The organism is Enterobacter sp. FB (assembly GCF_000805795.1).
Classification (GTDB): Bacteria; Pseudomonadota; Gammaproteobacteria; order Enterobacterales; family Enterobacteriaceae; genus Enterobacter; species Enterobacter roggenkampii.
On the sequence record NZ_JSZC01000006.1, the window covers coordinates 1 to 17,409 of the forward strand.

Genomic DNA, 17,409 nt, shown 5'->3' on the forward strand with positions numbered 1-17,409 from the left:
GGGAGCCGAAGGGAAACCGAGTCTTAACTGGGCGTTAAGTTGCAGGGTATAGACCCGAAACCCGGTGATCTAGCCATGGGCAGGTTGAAGGTTGGGTAACACTAACTGGAGGACCGAACCGACTAATGTTGAAAAATTAGCGGATGACTTGTGGCTGGGGGTGAAAGGCCAATCAAACCGGGAGATAGCTGGTTCTCCCCGAAAGCTATTTAGGTAGCGCCTCGTGAACTCATCTTCGGGGTAGAGCACTGTTTCGGCTAGGGGGGCCATCCCGGCTTACCAACCGATGCAAACTACGAATACCGAAGAATGTTATCACGGGAGACACACGGCGGGTGCTAACGTCCGTCGTGAAGAGGGAAACAACCCAGACCGCCAGCTAAGGTCCCAAAGTCATGGTTAAGTGGGAAACGATGTGGGAAGGCACAGACAGCCAGGGATGTTGGCTTAGAAGCAGCCATCATTTAAAGAAAGCGTAATAGCTCACTGGTCGAGTCGGCCTGCGCGGAAGATGTAACGGGGCTAAACCATGCACCGAAGCTGCGGCAGCGACACTATGTGTTGTTGGGTAGGGGAGCGTTCTGTAAGCCGTTGAAGGTGGCCTGTGAGGGTTGCTGGAGGTATCAGAAGTGCGAATGCTGACATAAGTAACGATAAAGCGGGTGAAAAGCCCGCTCGCCGGAAGACCAAGGGTTCCTGTCCAACGTTAATCGGGGCAGGGTGAGTCGACCCTAAGGCGAGGCCGAAAGGCGTAGTCGATGGGAAACAGGTTAATATTCCTGTACTTGGTGTTACTGCGAAGGGGGGACGGAGAAGGCTATGTTAGCCGGCGACGGTTGTCCCGGTTTAAGCATGTAGGCGGAACGATTAGGTAAATCCGGTCGTTTATTAACGCTGAGGTGTGATGACGAGGCACTACGGTGCTGAAGTAACAAATGCCTGCTTCCAGGAAAAGCCTCTAAGCATCAGGTAACATCAAATCGTACCCCAAACCGACACAGGTGGTCAGGTAGAGAATACCAAGGCGCTTGAGAGAACTCGGGTGAAGGAACTAGGCAAATGGTGCCGTAACTTCGGGAGAAGGCACGCTGATATGTAGGTGAAGCCCCTGCGGGTGGAGCTGAAATCAGTCGAAGATACCAGCTGGCTGCAACTGTTTATTAAAAACACAGCACTGTGCAAACACGAAAGTGGACGTATACGGTGTGACGCCTGCCCGGTGCCGGAAGGTTAATTGATGGGGTTAGCGGCAACGCGAAGCTCTTGATCGAAGCCCCGGTAAACGGCGGCCGTAACTATAACGGTCCTAAGGTAGCGAAATTCCTTGTCGGGTAAGTTCCGACCTGCACGAATGGCGTAATGATGGCCAGGCTGTCTCCACCCGAGACTCAGTGAAATTGAACTCGCTGTGAAGATGCAGTGTACCCGCGGCAAGACGGAAAGACCCCGTGAACCTTTACTATAGCTTGACACTGAACACTGGTCCTTGATGTGTAGGATAGGTGGGAGGCTTTGAAGTGTGGACGCCAGTCTGCATGGAGCCGTCCTTGAAATACCACCCTTTAATGGCTGGTGTTCTAACGTAGACCCGTGATCCGGGTTGCGGACAGTGTCTGGTGGGTAGTTTGACTGGGGCGGTCTCCTCCCAAAGAGTAACGGAGGAGCACGAAGGTTAGCTAATCCTGGTCGGACATCAGGAGGTTAGTGCAATGGCATAAGCTAGCTTGACTGCGAGAGTGACGGCTCGAGCAGGTGCGAAAGCAGGTCATAGTGATCCGGTGGTTCTGAATGGAAGGGCCATCGCTCAACGGATAAAAGGTACTCCGGGGATAACAGGCTGATACCGCCCAAGAGTTCATATCGACGGCGGTGTTTGGCACCTCGATGTCGGCTCATCACATCCTGGGGCTGAAGTAGGTCCCAAGGGTATGGCTGTTCGCCATTTAAAGTGGTACGCGAGCTGGGTTTAGAACGTCGTGAGACAGTTCGGTCCCTATCTGCCGTGGGCGCTGGAGAATTGAGGGGGGCTGCTCCTAGTACGAGAGGACCGGAGTGGACGCATCACTGGTGTTCGGGTTGTCATGCCAATGGCACTGCCCGGTAGCTAAATGCGGAAAAGATAAGTGCTGAAAGCATCTAAGCACGAAACTTGCCCCGAGATGAGTTCTCCCTGAGACTTTAAGTCTCCTGAAGGAACGTTGAAGACGACGACGTTGATAGGTCGGGTGTGTAAGCGCAGCGATGCGTTGAGCTAACCGATACTAATGAACCGTGAGGCTTAACCTTACAACGCCGAAGATGTTTTGGCGAAGAGACAGATTTTCAGCCTGATACAGATTAAACAGAATTTGCCTGGCGGCTTTAGCGCGGTGGTCCCACCTGACCCCATGCCGAACTCAGAAGTGAAACGCCGTAGCGCCGATGGTAGTGTGGGGTCTCCCCATGTGAGAGTAGGGAACTGCCAGGCATCAAATTTAGCGTGCTGATATGGCTCAGTTGGTAGAGCGCACCCTTGGTAAGGGTGAGGTCCCCAGTTCGACTCTGGGTATCAGCACCACTTTATACTTAGGTTAAAGTTCGGCAAGAAGTAAAAGAATTTGTCTGGCGGCTTTAGCGCGGTGGTCCCACCTGACCCCATGCCGAACTCAGAAGTGAAACGCCGTAGCGCCGATGGTAGTGTGGGGTCTCCCCATGTGAGAGTAGGGAACTGCCAGACATCAAATAAGTGAGAAGGCCATCCGAAAGGATGGCCTTTTTGCGTTATGATTCTCGTGAAAACGGTAGGCCCGGCAAGCGCAGCGCCACCGGGCAAAAAGATGTGATTAATGAATCACCTGCGACAGGAATGCTCGCGTACGTTCTGACTTCGGATGCGCAAAGAACTCATCTGGCGGCGCCTGCTCAACAATCTCCCCACGATCCATAAAGATCACCCGGTCAGCCACGGTTCGCGCGAACCCCATCTCATGCGTGACACACAGCATGGTCATACCGGATTGTGCCAGTCCAATCATGGTATCCAGAACCTCCTTCACCATTTCCGGATCGAGGGCAGATGTCGGTTCATCAAACAGCATAATTTTCGGTTTCATACACAGTGAACGGGCGATAGCCACACGCTGCTGCTGTCCACCCGATATCTGACCAGGAAACTTATTGGCATGCTCTGCGATACGTACACGCTCCAGATAGTGCATTGCCAACGCCTCGGCTTCCTTTTTCGGCATCTTTCGTACCCAAATCGGCGCAAGCGTACAGTTCTGCAGAACGGTCAGGTGCGGAAACAGATTAAAGTGCTGAAATACCATTCCCACTTCCTGACGCACGCGTTCGATATTGCGGATATCTTCATTCAGCTCGATACCATCAACCACGATGCGTCCTTGCTGATGCTCTTCAAGGTGGTTAATACAGCGAATGGTTGTGGATTTCCCGGAGCCGGACGGGCCGCACAGGACAATGCGTTCGCCCTGTTTGACCTTAAGATTAATGTCTTTCAGGACATGAAACTGTCCGTACCATTTGTTCACGTTTTCCAGCGTAATCATCGCGTCGGCGGGTGTCATAGTTATTTGGCTCATATTTTCCTCAGTGCGGTGTACGCCCGGTGTTAAAGCGCTTTTCCAGATGCTGGCTGTAGCGCGACATGCTAAAACAAAAGATCCAGTAGATCAGGGCAGCAAAGACATATCCTTCGGTGGACATGCCCAGCCAGACAGGGTCAACGGTAGCCTGTTGCACGCTGCTAAAGAGATCGAACAATCCGATGATGATCACCAGGCTGGTATCCTTGAAGAGGGCAATGATCGTGTTGACCAGGCCCGGAATGACCAGCTTGAGTGCCTGGGGAAGAATGACCAGCCCCTGGGTTTTCCAGTAGCCGAGCGCCAGTGATTCCGCCGCTTCGTACTGGCCTTTAGGCAACGCCTGCAGACCACCGCGCACCACTTCAGCGACATAGGCGGACTGGAAGAGGATCACCCCGACCAGGGCACGGATCAGTTTGTCGATCGTTGTTCCTTCTGCCATAAATAGCGGCAGCATGACCGATGACATAAACAGAACGGTGATAAGCGGTACGCCGCGCCAGAACTCAATGAAGATAACGGAGAGCACGCGAACGATCGGCATTTTTGAACGCCGTCCGAGGGCAAGTAAAATCCCCCACGGCAGGGCACCGGCTATCCCCACTGACGCGATAATCAACGTCAGCGTCAGCCCACCCCACTGGCGTGTTTCAACGCGTTCCAGCCCCAGAAAACCGCCATACAAAAGCACCCAGACAATAATTGGATAAACCACTGCCCAGACGGCAATATAGCGTCCACGATGAGGTAACTTTTTACAGAACATGACCGCAACAGAGAGCAGGCCGATAACCAGCGCGAGATTAATCCGCCAGCGCTGTTCGTGGGGATACAATCCATACATGAACTGACCGAAACGTTCATGAATAAACACCCAGCAGGCGCCGGCTTTTGTACAATCAGCTCGGGTTGAACCGACCCAGTTGGCCTGTAAAAACGCCCAGTTCAGCAGGGGAGGAATCAATTCCCACATGAGCCACAGGCAGACAATCGTCAGCAGGCTGTTACTCCAGCTGGAGAACAGATTCTTTCGCGCCCAGAGAATGAAACGTCCACCTGTCGAGTTGGCAGGGCGCGAGGCGTGCGACAGTATCGCTTTTGTCATCATAGATCCTTAGCGCTCGACCAGTGCTATACGACGGTTATAGAGGTTCATCAGCAGTGAAATTACCAGGCTGATGATGAGATAGACAGACATGGTGATGGCGATGGTTTCAATGGCTTGTCCGGTCTGGTTAAGCACGGTTCCGGCGAAGAGTGAAACCATATCCGGGTAACCAATAGCGGCGGCCAGCGACGAGTTTTTGACGATGTTAAGATACTGGCTGGTCAGAGGCGGAATGATGACCCGCAACGCCTGCGGAATAATGACCTGGCGAAGCGTCACCGTATGCGGTAATCCTAATGAGCGTGCCGCTTCGTGTTGCCCGTGCGGGACGGCCTGGATCCCGGCACGAATAATCTCTGCGATAAAGGCGGATGTATAGATCGACAGCGCCAATGTCAGAGCGGCCAGCTCGGGAATCAACACCATTCCACCCTGAAAGTTAAAGCCACGCAAATGGGGAATGTCCCAGTGCAGGGCGGCCCCAAACAGCCAGTGAGCCACTAGCGGCAGGCTAACGATCAGGACGACTGCCGTGGGCCAGGTCCTACGAAGCTGACCGGTTTTGATCTGATGCTTGCGGTTAAAGCGGAATACCCCAGCAGAGAGAGCAAGCGCTATCACAATCGCGCCGATGAAAGCATACAGTCCTTCGCCCGGCTGAGGAGAAGGAATGGACAACCCACGGTTACTCAGGAAAAACAGCTCAAACGCGTCGACGGCCTGACGGGGACCAGGAAGGTTACGCAGTACGGCGAAATACCAGAAGAAGATCTGCAGCAGCGGGGGGATATTGCGGAATGTCTCGATATAAACAGTCGACAGCTTCCGCAGGAGCCAGTTTTCTGAAAGACGTGCCAGGCCAATAAAGAAGCCCAGTATCGACGCGAAGACGATACAAAGCGCCGATACCAACAGCGTATTCAGTAAACCGACCATGAATACGCGTCCGTACGTGTCACCTTCCTGGTAATCAATAAGATGCTGAACAATGCCAAAGCCCGCGCTGCGATCCAAAAACGCAAAACCGGAGGTAATGCCGCGATTGTTCAGGTTGGTGATGGTGTTATGGATGAGATACACGGCGATGAGAACAACCGCAACAATAGCAATAATCTGGAATAGCCAGGCGCGGACCGCGGGATGAGAAAAGGATAGCGATCCTTTTACGGCTGAGCGGCGATGGGACATAAAGAAACCTCAGTAACCATGACTCTGGAGTGGGCACTGCATGAGCAGTGCCCGTTACAGCTATGACTTAACGTACTGGTGGCGCGTACTGAATACCGCCGTTGTTCCAGAGATTGTTCTGACCGCGTTTGATCTTCAGCGGGCTTTCCGATCCCACGTTGCTTTCAAAGATCTCAGAGTAGTTGCCCACCTGTTTGATGATGTTGTAGGCCCACTTGTTATCCAGCTTCAGATCCTTGCCGAAATCGCCTTCTTTACCCAGCAGGTGCGCCATATCCGGGTTAGATGGGTTAGCCGCTTTCTCATCCACGTTTTTCGAGTTGATGCCCATCTCTTCTGCGTTCAGCATGGCAAACAGCGTCCAGCGAACAATGGAGAACCAGTCTTCATCGCCACGACGAACGACGGGTCCGAGAGGTTCTTTGGAGATCACTTCAGGCAGGACAATCCACTCTGCCGGATTGCTCAGCTTAATGCGTAAGGCGTACAGCTGTGACTGGTCAGAGGCCAGCGTGTCGCAACGGCCGGATTCCAGCGCTTTAGCCGACTCATCCGAGCGGTCGAATGTCACTGGCGTGTATTTCATGTTATTTGCTTTGAAATAATCGGCGACATTCAGCTCGGTATCGGTGCCCGCCTGAATACAAACGGTCGCACCATCCAGCTCTTTGGCGCTTTTCAGGCCTGCTTTATTGTGGGTCAGGAAGCCGATCCCGTCATAATAGGTCACGCCCGTAAATGACATCCCCATACCCGCGTCGCGGGAGGAGGTCCAGGTGGTATTACGGGAGAGCATGTCAACCTCGCCGGACTGCAGTGCCGTAAAGCGTTCTTTTGCCGTCAGCGGGGTATATTTTACCTTGCTGTCATCGCCAAAGACGGCGGCGGCAACACCACGGCAGACATCTACATCAATACCGGTAAATTTGCCGTTCGCATCGGCATAAGAGAAGCCAGGCAAACCGTCACTGATACCACATTGAACAAAACCTTTCTTTTTAACGGCATCCAGTGTCGTTCCCGCATGGGCTTGACCGGCTACGGCAAACATCATGCCTGCAGCGGCCAGGCTGGCTATCATCGTCTTTTTCATAATGCTTCCTGTGTGGCGAAATTTATCGTTATAGAGGCGTTTTTTAAACGCTTTACCTGTCTGTGGCTTTGGCCAACGTTTATAAAGCAAACGTAATGCCAGTTTTGCGTTCGGCAAAATAAGAGATGAGTGAACGCTTAATGCTGAGTGTAGACAGGCTTAAATAAAACGAGCGCCCTGAAACGGTGCGAAATTACAACCTGTGCCACAAATTGGAGCAAAAGTTTTGAGGCGCGCCAGAAAAAAGAAGAGATAGTTTCCAGAGTGAATATTGGCAGGATATTCAATAATATTAATGTGTGAAAATCATCACAATAGAACAGGTAATTTAAAAAAGTGTACGAAAAAGATGTGACTGGCTTCAGGCTGAAATGAAAGGCACGAATAAATACGGGGCTATTTTTTTACTTCTTTGAAAATAGTGCACTGATTAAAAGCAAAAGCGCGGCCAGAGCCGCGCTTTCTTAACTGATGTTACTTCGTCAGGGCAACAATACCCAGCGTCAAGCCCGCCACTGCGGCAGCGCCGCCAGCGATCGCACCTGCTGTTTCCCAGTTGTCCTGGGTGGTGCCTTTCATACAGGTATTGGTATGAACCAGTCGGCCCTGGTCGTCGTAAACCGGTACACATGGAGAGTCGTGCGCGCAACCAGCAAGCAGCGCAGCGAGTAGTGCAACGGAAATGAATCTTTTCATGGTGTTACCTCAGTATTATTTCTCGTCCGCTATAAAGCCAGGAGGGCAATTAACGAACTGGAGGTTATTTTACCACCGGGGTAAGTCCGCGTTACACGAGGAATAATCTCAAATTATGTAGTTTGTAAAAATCATGGAGAAAAATCGATTTCCGGACGAATTAATGGAGACATTATGAAGGGGTAAGAGAGTGTTTTTACTTAATGCAAATCACTGTATTTTTAACATGGCTTTTGCTTAATGCCTAATTCATTGTTTATGTTAAAAATAAAAAAGGCACCAGAGGTGCCTTTTTAGGGAAATGTTAATCTTTATGGCGGGTAAAGCGTCGACGAACAACCACAAAGAAGACGGGCACGAAGAAAATCGCCAGAAGCGTTGCGGAAAGCATTCCCCCCATCACACCCGTACCGACGGCGTTTTGCGCACCGCTCCCGGCTCCGGTACTGATCACCAGCGGCATGACGCCAAGGATAAAGGCCAGGGAGGTCATCAGGATCGGTCGAAGGCGCATCCTTGACGCTTCAAGCGTAGCTTCAATGATGCCTTTACCTTCTTTCTCCATCAGGTCTTTAGCAAATTCGACGATCAGGATGGCGTTTTTCGCCGACAGACCAATTGTGGTCAGCAGGCCGACCTGGAAATAGACGTCATTGTTTAACCCGCGCAGCGAGGCTGCGAGAAGGGCCCCGATGACCCCCAACGGCACAACCAGCATAACGGAGAACGGAATGGACTAGCTTTCATACAGCGCTGCCAGACACAGGAACACCACGATCAGTGAAATGGCGTACAGTGCAGGCGCCTGGTTACCCGAAAGTCGCTCCTGGTAAGACATTCCCGTCCAGTCATAACCAATGCCGGAAGGCAATTTTGCCGCGAGGCTTTCCATCATAGCCATGGCCTCACCGGTACTTTTACCCGGGGCTGATTCGCCGAGGATCTCCATCGAAGGCATTCCGTTGTAGCGCTCCAGACGAGGTGAACCATAAACCCAGTGAGCGTTGCTAAAGGCTGAGAACGGCACCATTTCCCCGTTCGCGCTGCGCACATAAAGGTTGTTAATATCCCCTGGCAACATACGGAATTTCGCGTCGGCCTGTACATAGACTTTTTTCACGCGGCCATGATCGATAAAGTCATTCACATAGGTGCCCCCTAAGGCCGTCGAAATCGTCTGGTTGACGTCAGAAAGACTGACGCCCAGCGCCTGTGCTTTCTCCTGATCGACATCCAGTTTGAACTGAGGCGTATCTTCAAGACCGTTAGGACGCACGCGCACCAGCAGATCAGGGTGCTCTTTCACCATGCCGAGCAGCTGGTTACGCGCCTGCGTCAGCTGGGTATGCCCCAGGTTTGCCTGATCGATAAGTTCAAAGTCGAAGCCCGTTGCGGTACCTAACTCAATAATAGCGGGCAGGTTAAACGGGAATACAAGGCCGTCTTTAATCTGACTGAAAGCTTTTGTCGCGCGACCCACAATGGCTTCAACGCCATTTTCCGCCCCAGGACGCTCTTCCCAGGGCTTCAGGCTGATGAAGGCAATACCGGAGTTCTGACCCTGGCCGCTAAAGCTAAAGCCGTTTACAGTAAAGACGGATTCAACATTTGCTTTCTCTTTGTTCAGGTAGTAGTCCTGAACCTGGTCGAGAACCTGCTGAGTACGCGTCTGGGTTGCACCTGCGGGGAGTTGAACCATTGTCATAAACACCCCCTGATCCTCTTCGGGGAGGAAGGAGGTCGGTAAGCGCAGGAAGAGCACCGCCATTCCACCGACAATAATGACGTACACCAACAGATAGCGTCCGGTCTTGCGCAAGATACCGCTCACGCTGTTACTGTAGTGCTCAACGCTCTTATCAAAGAGCGCATTAAACCAGCCGAAGAAACCCCCTTTTTTCTCATGATGATCGGCTGAAACAGGCTTAAGCAACGTTGCACAGAGCGCTGGCGTCAGGATTAGCGCAACCAGTACTGACAATGCCATAGCGGAAACTATAGTTAGCGAGAACTGGCGATAGATCGCCCCCGTCGAGCCGCCAAAGAAGGCCATCGGGATAAAGACCGCCGAGAGCACCATGGCGATCCCCACCAGTGCCCCCTGGATCTGTCCCATCGATTTCTGCGTAGCCTCTTTCGGCGGCAGCTTGTCCTCGACCATGACGCGTTCAACGTTCTCAACGACCACGATAGCGTCATCAACCAGCAGACCTATCGCCAGCACCATGCCGAACATTGTCAGGGTATTGATGGAGAAACCGAACGCCGCCAGAACCGCGAAGGTACCCAGCAGAACGACCGGAACCGCGATAGTCGGGATGAGCGTTGCCCGCAGGTTTTGCAGGAACAGGTACATAACCAGGAAGACGAGAATAATCGCTTCAAACAGGGTCTTCACCACTTCGTGGATGGAGATTTTCACAAACGGTGTGGTGTCATAGGGGTAGACGACTTTTAGCCCCTGCGGGAAGAACGGCTGCAGTTGTGCCAGCTTGCTCTTGATGGCTGCCGCTGTATCCAGCGCATTTGCCCCTGTTGCCAGCTTAATCCCCAGGCCGGTTGCCGCCTGCCCGTTGATTTTTGTCACCATGTTGTAGTTTTCGCCACCCAGCTCAATGCGAGCCACATCCTTCAGATGCACCATCGAGCCGTCCTGGTTCACCTTGAGCGTCACGCGGCCAAACTCTTCCGGTGATTTCAGGCGGGTTTGCGCGATGATTGAGGCATTCAGCTGCTGTCCTGGGATGGATGGCGTCCCGCCCAACTGGCCTGCCGCTATCTGGTCGTTCTGCGTTTTCAACTGGTTGATAATATCCAGCGGCGTCAGCTGGTATTTGTTCATCGCATTGCTGTCGAGCCAGATACGCATCGCATACTGGGCACCAAACAGCTGCACGTCTCCGACCCCATACGTTCGGCTGATGGCATCTTTGACGTTCGAGGCAACATAGTCGGAGATGTCATTCTGCGTGAGGTTTTTGTTGTCTGAAACAAAACCGGCGACCAGCAGGAAGCTACTGCTGGACTTCTCAACGCCAATCCCTTGCTGCTGCACCTCTTGCGGCAGCAGCGGCATGGCGAGCTGAAGCTTGTTCTGCACCTGCACCTGGGCGATGTCCGGATCGGTTCCGGACTCGAAGGTCAGGGTGATGGTGACGTTACCCGCTGAATCGCTGGTGGAGGACATATACATCAGGTTATCGATACCGTTCATGTTCTGTTCGATAACCTGGGTCACGGTATCCTGCACCGTTTGAGCATCTGCTCCCGGGTAGGTCGCGGATATCGCCACGGCGGGAGGCGCAATGGTCGGATACTGTGCGACGGGAAGTTTGAGAATGGCCAGCCCACCAGCAATCATCAAAATGATGGCAAGTACCCAGGCGAAAACCGGTCTCTGAATAAAGAAATTAGCCATGTCGTCGTCCCTTAACTGGCTGGAGCGGTGGTGGTATCAGGCGTAGCGACGACGGTTACGCCCGATCTGACCTTTTGTAGCCCGCTGACAATCACGCGGTCACCGTTTTTCAGCCCTTCCGTCACCAGCCAGCGGTCGCCAATCGCCTGAGGCGCAACGACGGTGCGAGACTCAACCTGGTTTTTATCGTTCACCACCATCACGGTGGCATCGCCTCGCGGCGTACGAGTCACGCCTTGTTGGGGAACCAGAATCGCATCCGGCTGCGTACCTTCATCAATCCGGGCGCGAACGAACATACCCGGTAACAGCAGATGTTGAGGATTCGGGAAAATGGCGCGCAGGGTAATCGAGCCGGTACTTTGATCCACCGTGACGTCTGAGAACTGCAATGTGCCTTTCAGCGGATAGGGCTGCCCGTTCTCCATCAGTAGCTCAACGCTGCTGGCGGTATCGCCTTTTTGCAGGCTCGTCTGCTTCAGGCGCAAAAAATCATTACTGGACTGGGTGACATCGACATACATCGGATCAAGCTGCTGAACCGTTGCCAGCGCCGCTGCCTGCCCGTTGGTGACCAGCGCCCCTTCCGTTACGCTGGATTTGCCGATGCGACCATCAACGGGCGATGTCACTTTGGTATAGGCAAGGTTGATGCGCGCGCTTTCAACGCCCGCTTTGGCGGCGACGACGCTGGCGTCTGCCTGCTGGGCCGTGGCCACGGCCTGGTCATACTCCTGCTTGCTGACATACTGTGTACCGACCAGCGGGAGATAACGTTTCACCGTCAGGTGAGCAATATTGGCCGCCGCCTGGGCCTTCGCCAGCTCGCCTTTGGCGTTGTCGTAAGCCGCCTGATAGGTTGCAGGATCAATCTGGTAAAGCGAATCTCCAGCTTTTACATCGCTGCCCTCCGTGAAGTTGCGACGCAGGATAATACCGCTAACCTGCGGACGAACCTCTGCAACGCGGAACGCATCTGTTCTGCCCGGGAGTTCAGTGGTGACAGCCAGCGGTGCGCTTTTCACAATATGCACAGTGACCTGGGGAGCCTGCGGATGTTGTTGTTGGTTTTCCTGGCCATCGCATCCTGAGAGCAGCACAGCGCAGACAATGAAACCGGCTAAGGGTAAGCGTCTGAAATGATTCGTCATTACTGTTCCTTTAAATACCCGGTAACCGATATTTAGCGTGAATCGGTAGCAGGGGCAGCGGGATAAAAAAATAAAATGTAGCTGCGTATAATAATGAGGGTATTTAATGTTTTTTAATTTATAAGTGCGAATGGCAAGGTCTGAGCAGAAAAATCAGAATCAGACTCGGTTTATTTCTCGGTCTTCTTCCGGCAAGCTAATCAGTTAAATAGCGCTTAATGTGCCTCATTTATTCATGGCATGAATTTAAACTTAAATATGTATTTAGCTAAACTATAAATTAAGAAGATTGACTTTTTTTGTGCAAAACTAAAGCGGGAATTGGTGAATACTTTCTTTCTCCTGACCTGTGTTACGTATAAACTTTGTGAGTAGCGAGTCGTTGTCTATGGCGCGGAAAAAGAAAGAAGAAGCTCAACAAACCCGGCAGCAGTTGATTGAGGCGGCTATCGGGCAGTTTGCGACGCGTGGCGTAGCCAACACCACGCTGACGGACATCGCGGATGCTGCAAATGTGACGCGCGGTGCAATCTATTGGCACTTCACCAGTAAAGCTGAAATATTTAATGCCATCTGGGAGCAGCAATTACCGCTTCGCGACATTATTCGCGACAGGCTTTCCCTTTCCGAAGGTGATGATCCATTGTTAATACTTCGTGAGCAATTTATTACTGCGTTGCAGTATATTGCGCGTGAGCCTCGACAATGTGCACTTTTACAAATTCTGTATCATAAATGTGAATTTAGCAGTGACATGATTTCAGAGAGAGACATCAGAAAACGGATTGGTTTCAATTATGACACGCTGCGTGCCTCGCTGGAGGCCTGTATTTCACGTAACATCATTTCGCCAAAGGTAAATGTTGATCTGACCTTGATCGTATTCCACGGCTTTTTTAGCGGAATAATTAAAAACTGGTTAATGAATAACGAAAGTTTCAATCTTTATCAGCAGGCGCCCGCCCTGGTCGATAGCATTCTGGCGACACTCCCTGTCATTCGCGTATCGCCTCATGATGATGCTTACAGCCCTGCGCCAGGTAGCATCTCCCCTCGCGCACAAAGCGCCTCTATGGTTTGCGCGCTGACGGGTTTACCTAACAGATAACCCTGAAGGGTGTTGCAGCCCAACTCGGTCAAAAAGGCCTGCTGTGCTTCGGTTTCTACGCCTTCAGCCACGACTTTCAGATTGAGTGTTTTGGCGAGGGCCACAATCGCGGAGACAATGGTGGCATCCTCGCTTTCTCCGCTGAGCTCTTTCACGAACGCCCTGTCGATTTTCAATTCACAGGCGGGTAAGCGCTTGAGGTACAGCAGGCTTGAATAGCCGGTGCCAAAATCATCAATGGAGGCCTTTACGCCCGCTTCCGTCAGCTCTGTCAGCACCCGTACACTTTCATCCGGGTTGCTCATTGCTGTGGTTTCCGTTACCTCCAGGATCAACATTTCTGGTGGCACATGATGAAGTGCCAGGCAGTTGAGAACCGTGTTGACCAGCGAAGGCTGTTCAAACTGCAGCGTCGACAGGTTTACCGCCATTGACCAGCTTTGATGTCCCTGAAGATGCCATTCACGCAGCTGGCGACAGGCTTCATTAATTACCCAGTTGCCGATAGGGATAATCAGCCCCGTTTTTTCCGCCAGCGGCAGGAAAAGGTCCGGGGTCAGTAACCCCTGCTTAGGATGCTGCCAGCGCAATAACGCCTCAAATCCAAGGAGAGGGCCGGCGGGGGCGTGAAATTTTGGTTGATACAGCAGGCGGAGCTCATTGCGATCGATCGCCATCCACAGATCGTTCATTAACTGAAGGTGGGTCTGCGCCAGCGTATTCATCGAGGGCTGGAAAAAGTGGTAACCGTTCCGGCCCATATGCTTGGTATGGTACATCGCCGCATCGGCGTTAAACATGAGCTCACGTTCGGTTTTGCCGTCGTGAGGATACAGCGCGATCCCAATGCTGAGGGTGACCATCAGTTCATAGTGCTCGAGGTTGAACGGGCTATCGATCGCGCGCACCAGCGAATTCGCCAGGGAGGCCGCATCGTCCGGGCCTTCCCCCTCAGCCAGCAGAACAAACTCATCACCGCCGATACGTGCCAGGGTGAACTGGCCCTTCAGGAGATGCAGCAGGCGCTCCGTTACGGCAATCAGCAGCTTGTCACCGACATCATGGCCGTAAGCGTCATTGATGGCTTTAAAGCCGTCGAGATCCATGAACATCAGGGCAAAATGGGTCCCCTCGCGATCGGCTTTGCTGATGGCCTGATCGAGTCGGTCTTCCAGCAGGATACGGTTGGGCAGCCGCGTCAGGGTATCGTGCAGGGCCAGCTGTGCGAGTTCCCGGTTAGCTTCTGCAAGGGACGAGGCCAGAAGGGCGGTACGCGCCTGAAGGCGGGCGTCCAGCATTGATACCAACAGGGTAATCCCAAGAATAGAGAGCGCGACAACGCTCACCAGCACCGCCAGCCAGCTCCCGTTAATACCCTCATGGTGAACCATTGTGGACATCGGAAACTGTGCGGCTTTCATCCCGGCGTAGTGCATCCCGGCAATGGCTATGCCCATGGTGATAGCGGCACCCGTGCGCATCAGCACGACCTGCGCGGCGTCGTGACGCAGGCGGAAGGTCAGCCATAATGCCGTGAGTGAAGCGGCAAGCGCAATGGCGACCGAAATGGCCACCCAGACCTTGTCCCAGATTATCCCGGGCATCACTTCCAGCGCGGCCATGCCGGTGTAATGCATGGCAACAATACCGCTTCCCATCACCAGCGCACCGGGCAGCAGACGGCGCAAGCGTAACCGATCGCAGCTCACGAGCCAGAGCGCGAACAGTGACGACCCGACGGCGATGACCATGGATAACACCGTCAGGCTGGCGTTGTAGCTCATGCTCATGGAGAGATCCATCGCCAGCATGCCGATAAAATGCATGGCCCACACGCCGATGCCCATTGCAATACCGCCGCCAGCCAGCCAGACGCGGGCAGCGACACCCTCACTCCCGGCGACACGTGCCGCCATATTCAGTGCGGTATACGCCGCAAGGATGGCAACAACAAAGGAGAGGACAACAAGGATATGGTTGTATTGGCTGACCAGCATGGACGGTTCTACTCGAGTGTGGGGTTACGCTAGAGCGGTTGAGAAGGGCGAGACATTATCACCGTCGGGTAATGGCTCAAAGGGATTTAAATCCCCGTTTTTAGTGGGTAATCACGGGGAGTTTGCGCAATCAGGCGGCTAGTCGAGCTCTGAACAGTTTACGAGTTTCAGGGGATTCACGGAGTTCATATTGCGACACTTATCGGTTTCGGTGCTCATCAGTTCAATCCACTGCATCAGAAGTGCATCGAAAATCAAAACGGAGATTGCAAAAACAACCAGCCACCAGTATTTACGAATCATTGTGTCATTCCGCGAGAAGAGCGCCAGTAAAGTGGGGGAAATATACACCAAAAGCGGCGGTTTTAAAGCGGGATAAGTGAAGGTTTACAAAGCGTTGACGGAGTGAAGCAGGGAATAAAAAAGGCGCTTCCCCATGCCGAAGAGCGCCTTTTTAAACAAGCATTTAACTGACTAGTATCAGTTCATGCCGTATTTTTTCAGTTTCTTACGCAGAGTACCACGGTTGATACCCATCATCAGCGCAGCGCGGGTTTGGTTACCGCGGGTGTATTGCATCACCATGTCCAACAGTGGCTGTTCAACTTCAGCCAGTACCAGCTCATACAGGTCATTAACATCCTGACCGTTCAGTTGAGCAAAATAGTTCTTCAGTGCCTGTTTAACCGAGTCACGCAGGGGCTTTTGAGTTACCTGATCCTGAGAGTTAACGGTAGAAACGGTCAGTACGTCAGAATTTACGCGTTGTTCGAACATAGTTCTGTCAGCTCTTTATTTCATTACGCAAGATTTTCGAAGTATGCCTCCAACGCCTCCAGCTGTTCGCTGGCATCCTCAATGGCGTTGAATGTGCGCCGAAACTGGTCATCTGGAGCGTGCTCCTGGAGATACCAGGAAACGTGTTTACGCGCAATTCGGTACCCTTTCGCCTGACCGTAGTGGTCATGCAGTTCCCGAACATGCGAACAAAGCAAGCGCTTAACCTCTGCCAGAGGCAGGGGAGCAAGCAGCTCTCCAGTGTCCAGATAATGCTGGATTTCCCGAAAGATCCAGGGTCTTCCCTGAGCGGCACGTCCTATCATCAGAGCATCAGCTCCCGTATAGTCGAGCACCGCTCTGGCTTTAAGCGGGTCAGTTATGTCGCCATTCGCGATAATCGGAATGGAAACTTTCTGCTTAACTGCCCGAATGCTGTCGTATTCAGCTTCACCGTTGAACAAACAGGCGCGCGTGCGTCCATGAATGGTCAGGGCCTGAATGCCACAGTCTTCGGCCAGTTGGGCAATCTCTACACAGTTACGGTGTTCCGGCGACCAACCCGTGCGAATCTTTAACGTAACAGGAACGTCCACTGCGCTGACAACCGCCGTCAGGATAGCTTTCACCTGGTCGGGGTATTGCAGAAGGGCTGAACCTGCAAGCTTGCGATTCACTTTTTTGGCCGGGCACCCCATATTGATATCAATAATCTGGGCACCACTTTCCACGTTGATACGCGCGGCATCTGCCATCTCTTCAGGCACGCTTCCGGCAATTTGCACTGTGCGAATACCGGGTTCATCAATGTGCACCATCCGAAGGCGGGATTTATCGCTTTCCCAAACCTGCGGGTTAGACGACATCATCTCGGATACGGTTAAACCGGCTCCCATCTCATAGCACAGCGTCCTGAACGGCCGGTCGGTAATACCTGCCATAGGGGCTGCGATCAGGCGATTTCTAAGCTGGTGGTGTCCGATGCGCATGAGTTAAGAAATGACCATACTGTGACTGCAAGGCGGCGTATATTACGCATTTTTTGCACGAGATGAAAGGCCAAACTTTGAACAATCCACTGTTGTAGATCAAGGAATCGCCGCTCAATCTTTCCGTTAAGAATTATTCACTATTTAAATCATTGTGTTAGGTAGGAATGGCTATTTTATGAGCGCTTACAATTTCCCGTAACTTCTCATCATTTCTGAATAAATGGCTTACCTGAGCGGGATAATCTGCTGTTTTTAGCAGCAGATTTTCCCTCTTCTTTGCGATCTACGTCGCAT

Annotated in this window: 11 protein-coding genes, 1 tRNA gene, 3 rRNA genes and 1 pseudogene; 5 read left to right on the plus strand and 11 right to left on the minus strand. The window is 52.5% G+C overall.

Features of this window, described 5'->3' with window-relative positions:
* The 4 genes from PI91_RS02425 to rrf (PI91_RS02440) all read left to right on the plus strand — a co-directional run.
* Nucleotides 1-2,286: ribosomal RNA gene (locus PI91_RS02425) — 23S ribosomal RNA — on the plus strand; the annotation flags it as partial.
* 65 nt (nucleotides 2,287-2,351) lie between these two features.
* Nucleotides 2,352-2,467, plus strand: a 5S ribosomal RNA gene (gene rrf / locus PI91_RS02430).
* 14 nt (nucleotides 2,468-2,481) lie between these two features.
* A tRNA-Thr gene (locus tag PI91_RS02435) sits at nucleotides 2,482-2,557 on the plus strand.
* A 43-nt stretch (nucleotides 2,558-2,600) separates the two neighbouring features.
* A 5S ribosomal RNA gene (gene rrf / locus PI91_RS02440) occupies nucleotides 2,601-2,716 on the plus strand.
* Between the two features lie 106 nt (nucleotides 2,717-2,822).
* On the opposite strand, the gene PI91_RS02445 is transcribed toward rrf (PI91_RS02440), so the two are convergent.
* The 7 genes and pseudogenes from PI91_RS02445 to PI91_RS02475 all read right to left on the minus strand — a co-directional run bounded on the left by PI91_RS02445 (nucleotide 2,823) and on the right by PI91_RS02475 (nucleotide 12,241).
* Nucleotides 2,823-3,581 (minus strand): amino acid ABC transporter ATP-binding protein, encoded by a 759-nt coding sequence (locus PI91_RS02445; protein ID WP_014171880.1) that lies wholly within the window; start codon nucleotides 3,579-3,581, stop codon nucleotides 2,823-2,825.
* A 7-nt stretch (nucleotides 3,582-3,588) separates the two neighbouring features.
* Complete coding sequence (locus tag PI91_RS02450) at nucleotides 3,589-4,692, minus strand: amino acid ABC transporter permease (RefSeq protein WP_023345006.1); 1,104 nt, start codon at nucleotides 4,690-4,692, stop codon at nucleotides 3,589-3,591.
* A gap of 9 nt (nucleotides 4,693-4,701) precedes the next feature.
* Entirely contained in the window at nucleotides 4,702-5,883 is a 1,182-nt protein-coding gene (locus tag PI91_RS02455) for an amino acid ABC transporter permease (protein ID WP_039265388.1), read from the minus strand.
* A gap of 67 nt (nucleotides 5,884-5,950) precedes the next feature.
* Entirely contained in the window at nucleotides 5,951-6,976 is a 1,026-nt protein-coding gene (locus tag PI91_RS02460) for an amino acid ABC transporter substrate-binding protein (RefSeq protein ID WP_039265389.1), read from the minus strand.
* Nucleotides 6,977-7,450: 474 nt separating this feature from the next.
* On the minus strand, nucleotides 7,451-7,672 hold the full coding sequence (locus PI91_RS02465; RefSeq protein WP_008502867.1) for a lipoprotein: 222 nt from the start codon (nucleotides 7,670-7,672) through the stop codon (nucleotides 7,451-7,453).
* 304 nt (nucleotides 7,673-7,976) lie between these two features.
* Nucleotides 7,977-11,090 (minus strand): annotated as a pseudogene (locus tag PI91_RS02470) (efflux RND transporter permease subunit).
* Between the two features lie 11 nt (nucleotides 11,091-11,101).
* A complete protein-coding gene (locus PI91_RS02475; RefSeq protein ID WP_039265390.1) occupies nucleotides 11,102-12,241 on the minus strand; it encodes an efflux RND transporter periplasmic adaptor subunit in 1,140 nt (379 codons plus the stop codon).
* Nucleotides 12,242-12,629: 388 nt separating this feature from the next.
* Here PI91_RS02475 and envR point away from each other — a divergent pair, with 388 nt between their 5' ends.
* Nucleotides 12,630-13,349: an acrEF/envCD operon transcriptional regulator gene (gene envR / locus PI91_RS02480; protein WP_008502864.1), complete on the plus strand. Its 720-nt coding sequence runs from the start codon at nucleotides 12,630-12,632 to the stop codon at nucleotides 13,347-13,349.
* Here the strand turns inward: envR and PI91_RS02485 are convergent.
* From PI91_RS02485 to dusB, 4 genes are all read right to left on the minus strand, one after another.
* A complete protein-coding gene (locus tag PI91_RS02485; protein WP_039265391.1) occupies nucleotides 13,265-15,346 on the minus strand; it encodes a bifunctional diguanylate cyclase/phosphodiesterase in 2,082 nt (693 codons plus the stop codon). The genes envR and PI91_RS02485 overlap by 85 nt on opposite strands.
* A 138-nt stretch (nucleotides 15,347-15,484) precedes the next feature.
* Nucleotides 15,485-15,649: a DUF2556 family protein gene (locus PI91_RS02490; protein ID WP_008502862.1), complete on the minus strand. Its 165-nt coding sequence runs from the start codon at nucleotides 15,647-15,649 to the stop codon at nucleotides 15,485-15,487.
* Between the two features lie 177 nt (nucleotides 15,650-15,826).
* Nucleotides 15,827-16,123: a DNA-binding transcriptional regulator Fis gene (gene fis, locus PI91_RS02495; RefSeq protein ID WP_000462905.1), complete on the minus strand. Its 297-nt coding sequence runs from the start codon at nucleotides 16,121-16,123 to the stop codon at nucleotides 15,827-15,829.
* 23 nt (nucleotides 16,124-16,146) lie between these two features.
* Entirely contained in the window at nucleotides 16,147-17,112 is a 966-nt protein-coding gene (gene dusB, locus PI91_RS02500; protein WP_008502861.1) for a tRNA dihydrouridine synthase DusB, read from the minus strand.
* Between the last annotated feature and the right edge of the window lie 297 nt (nucleotides 17,113-17,409).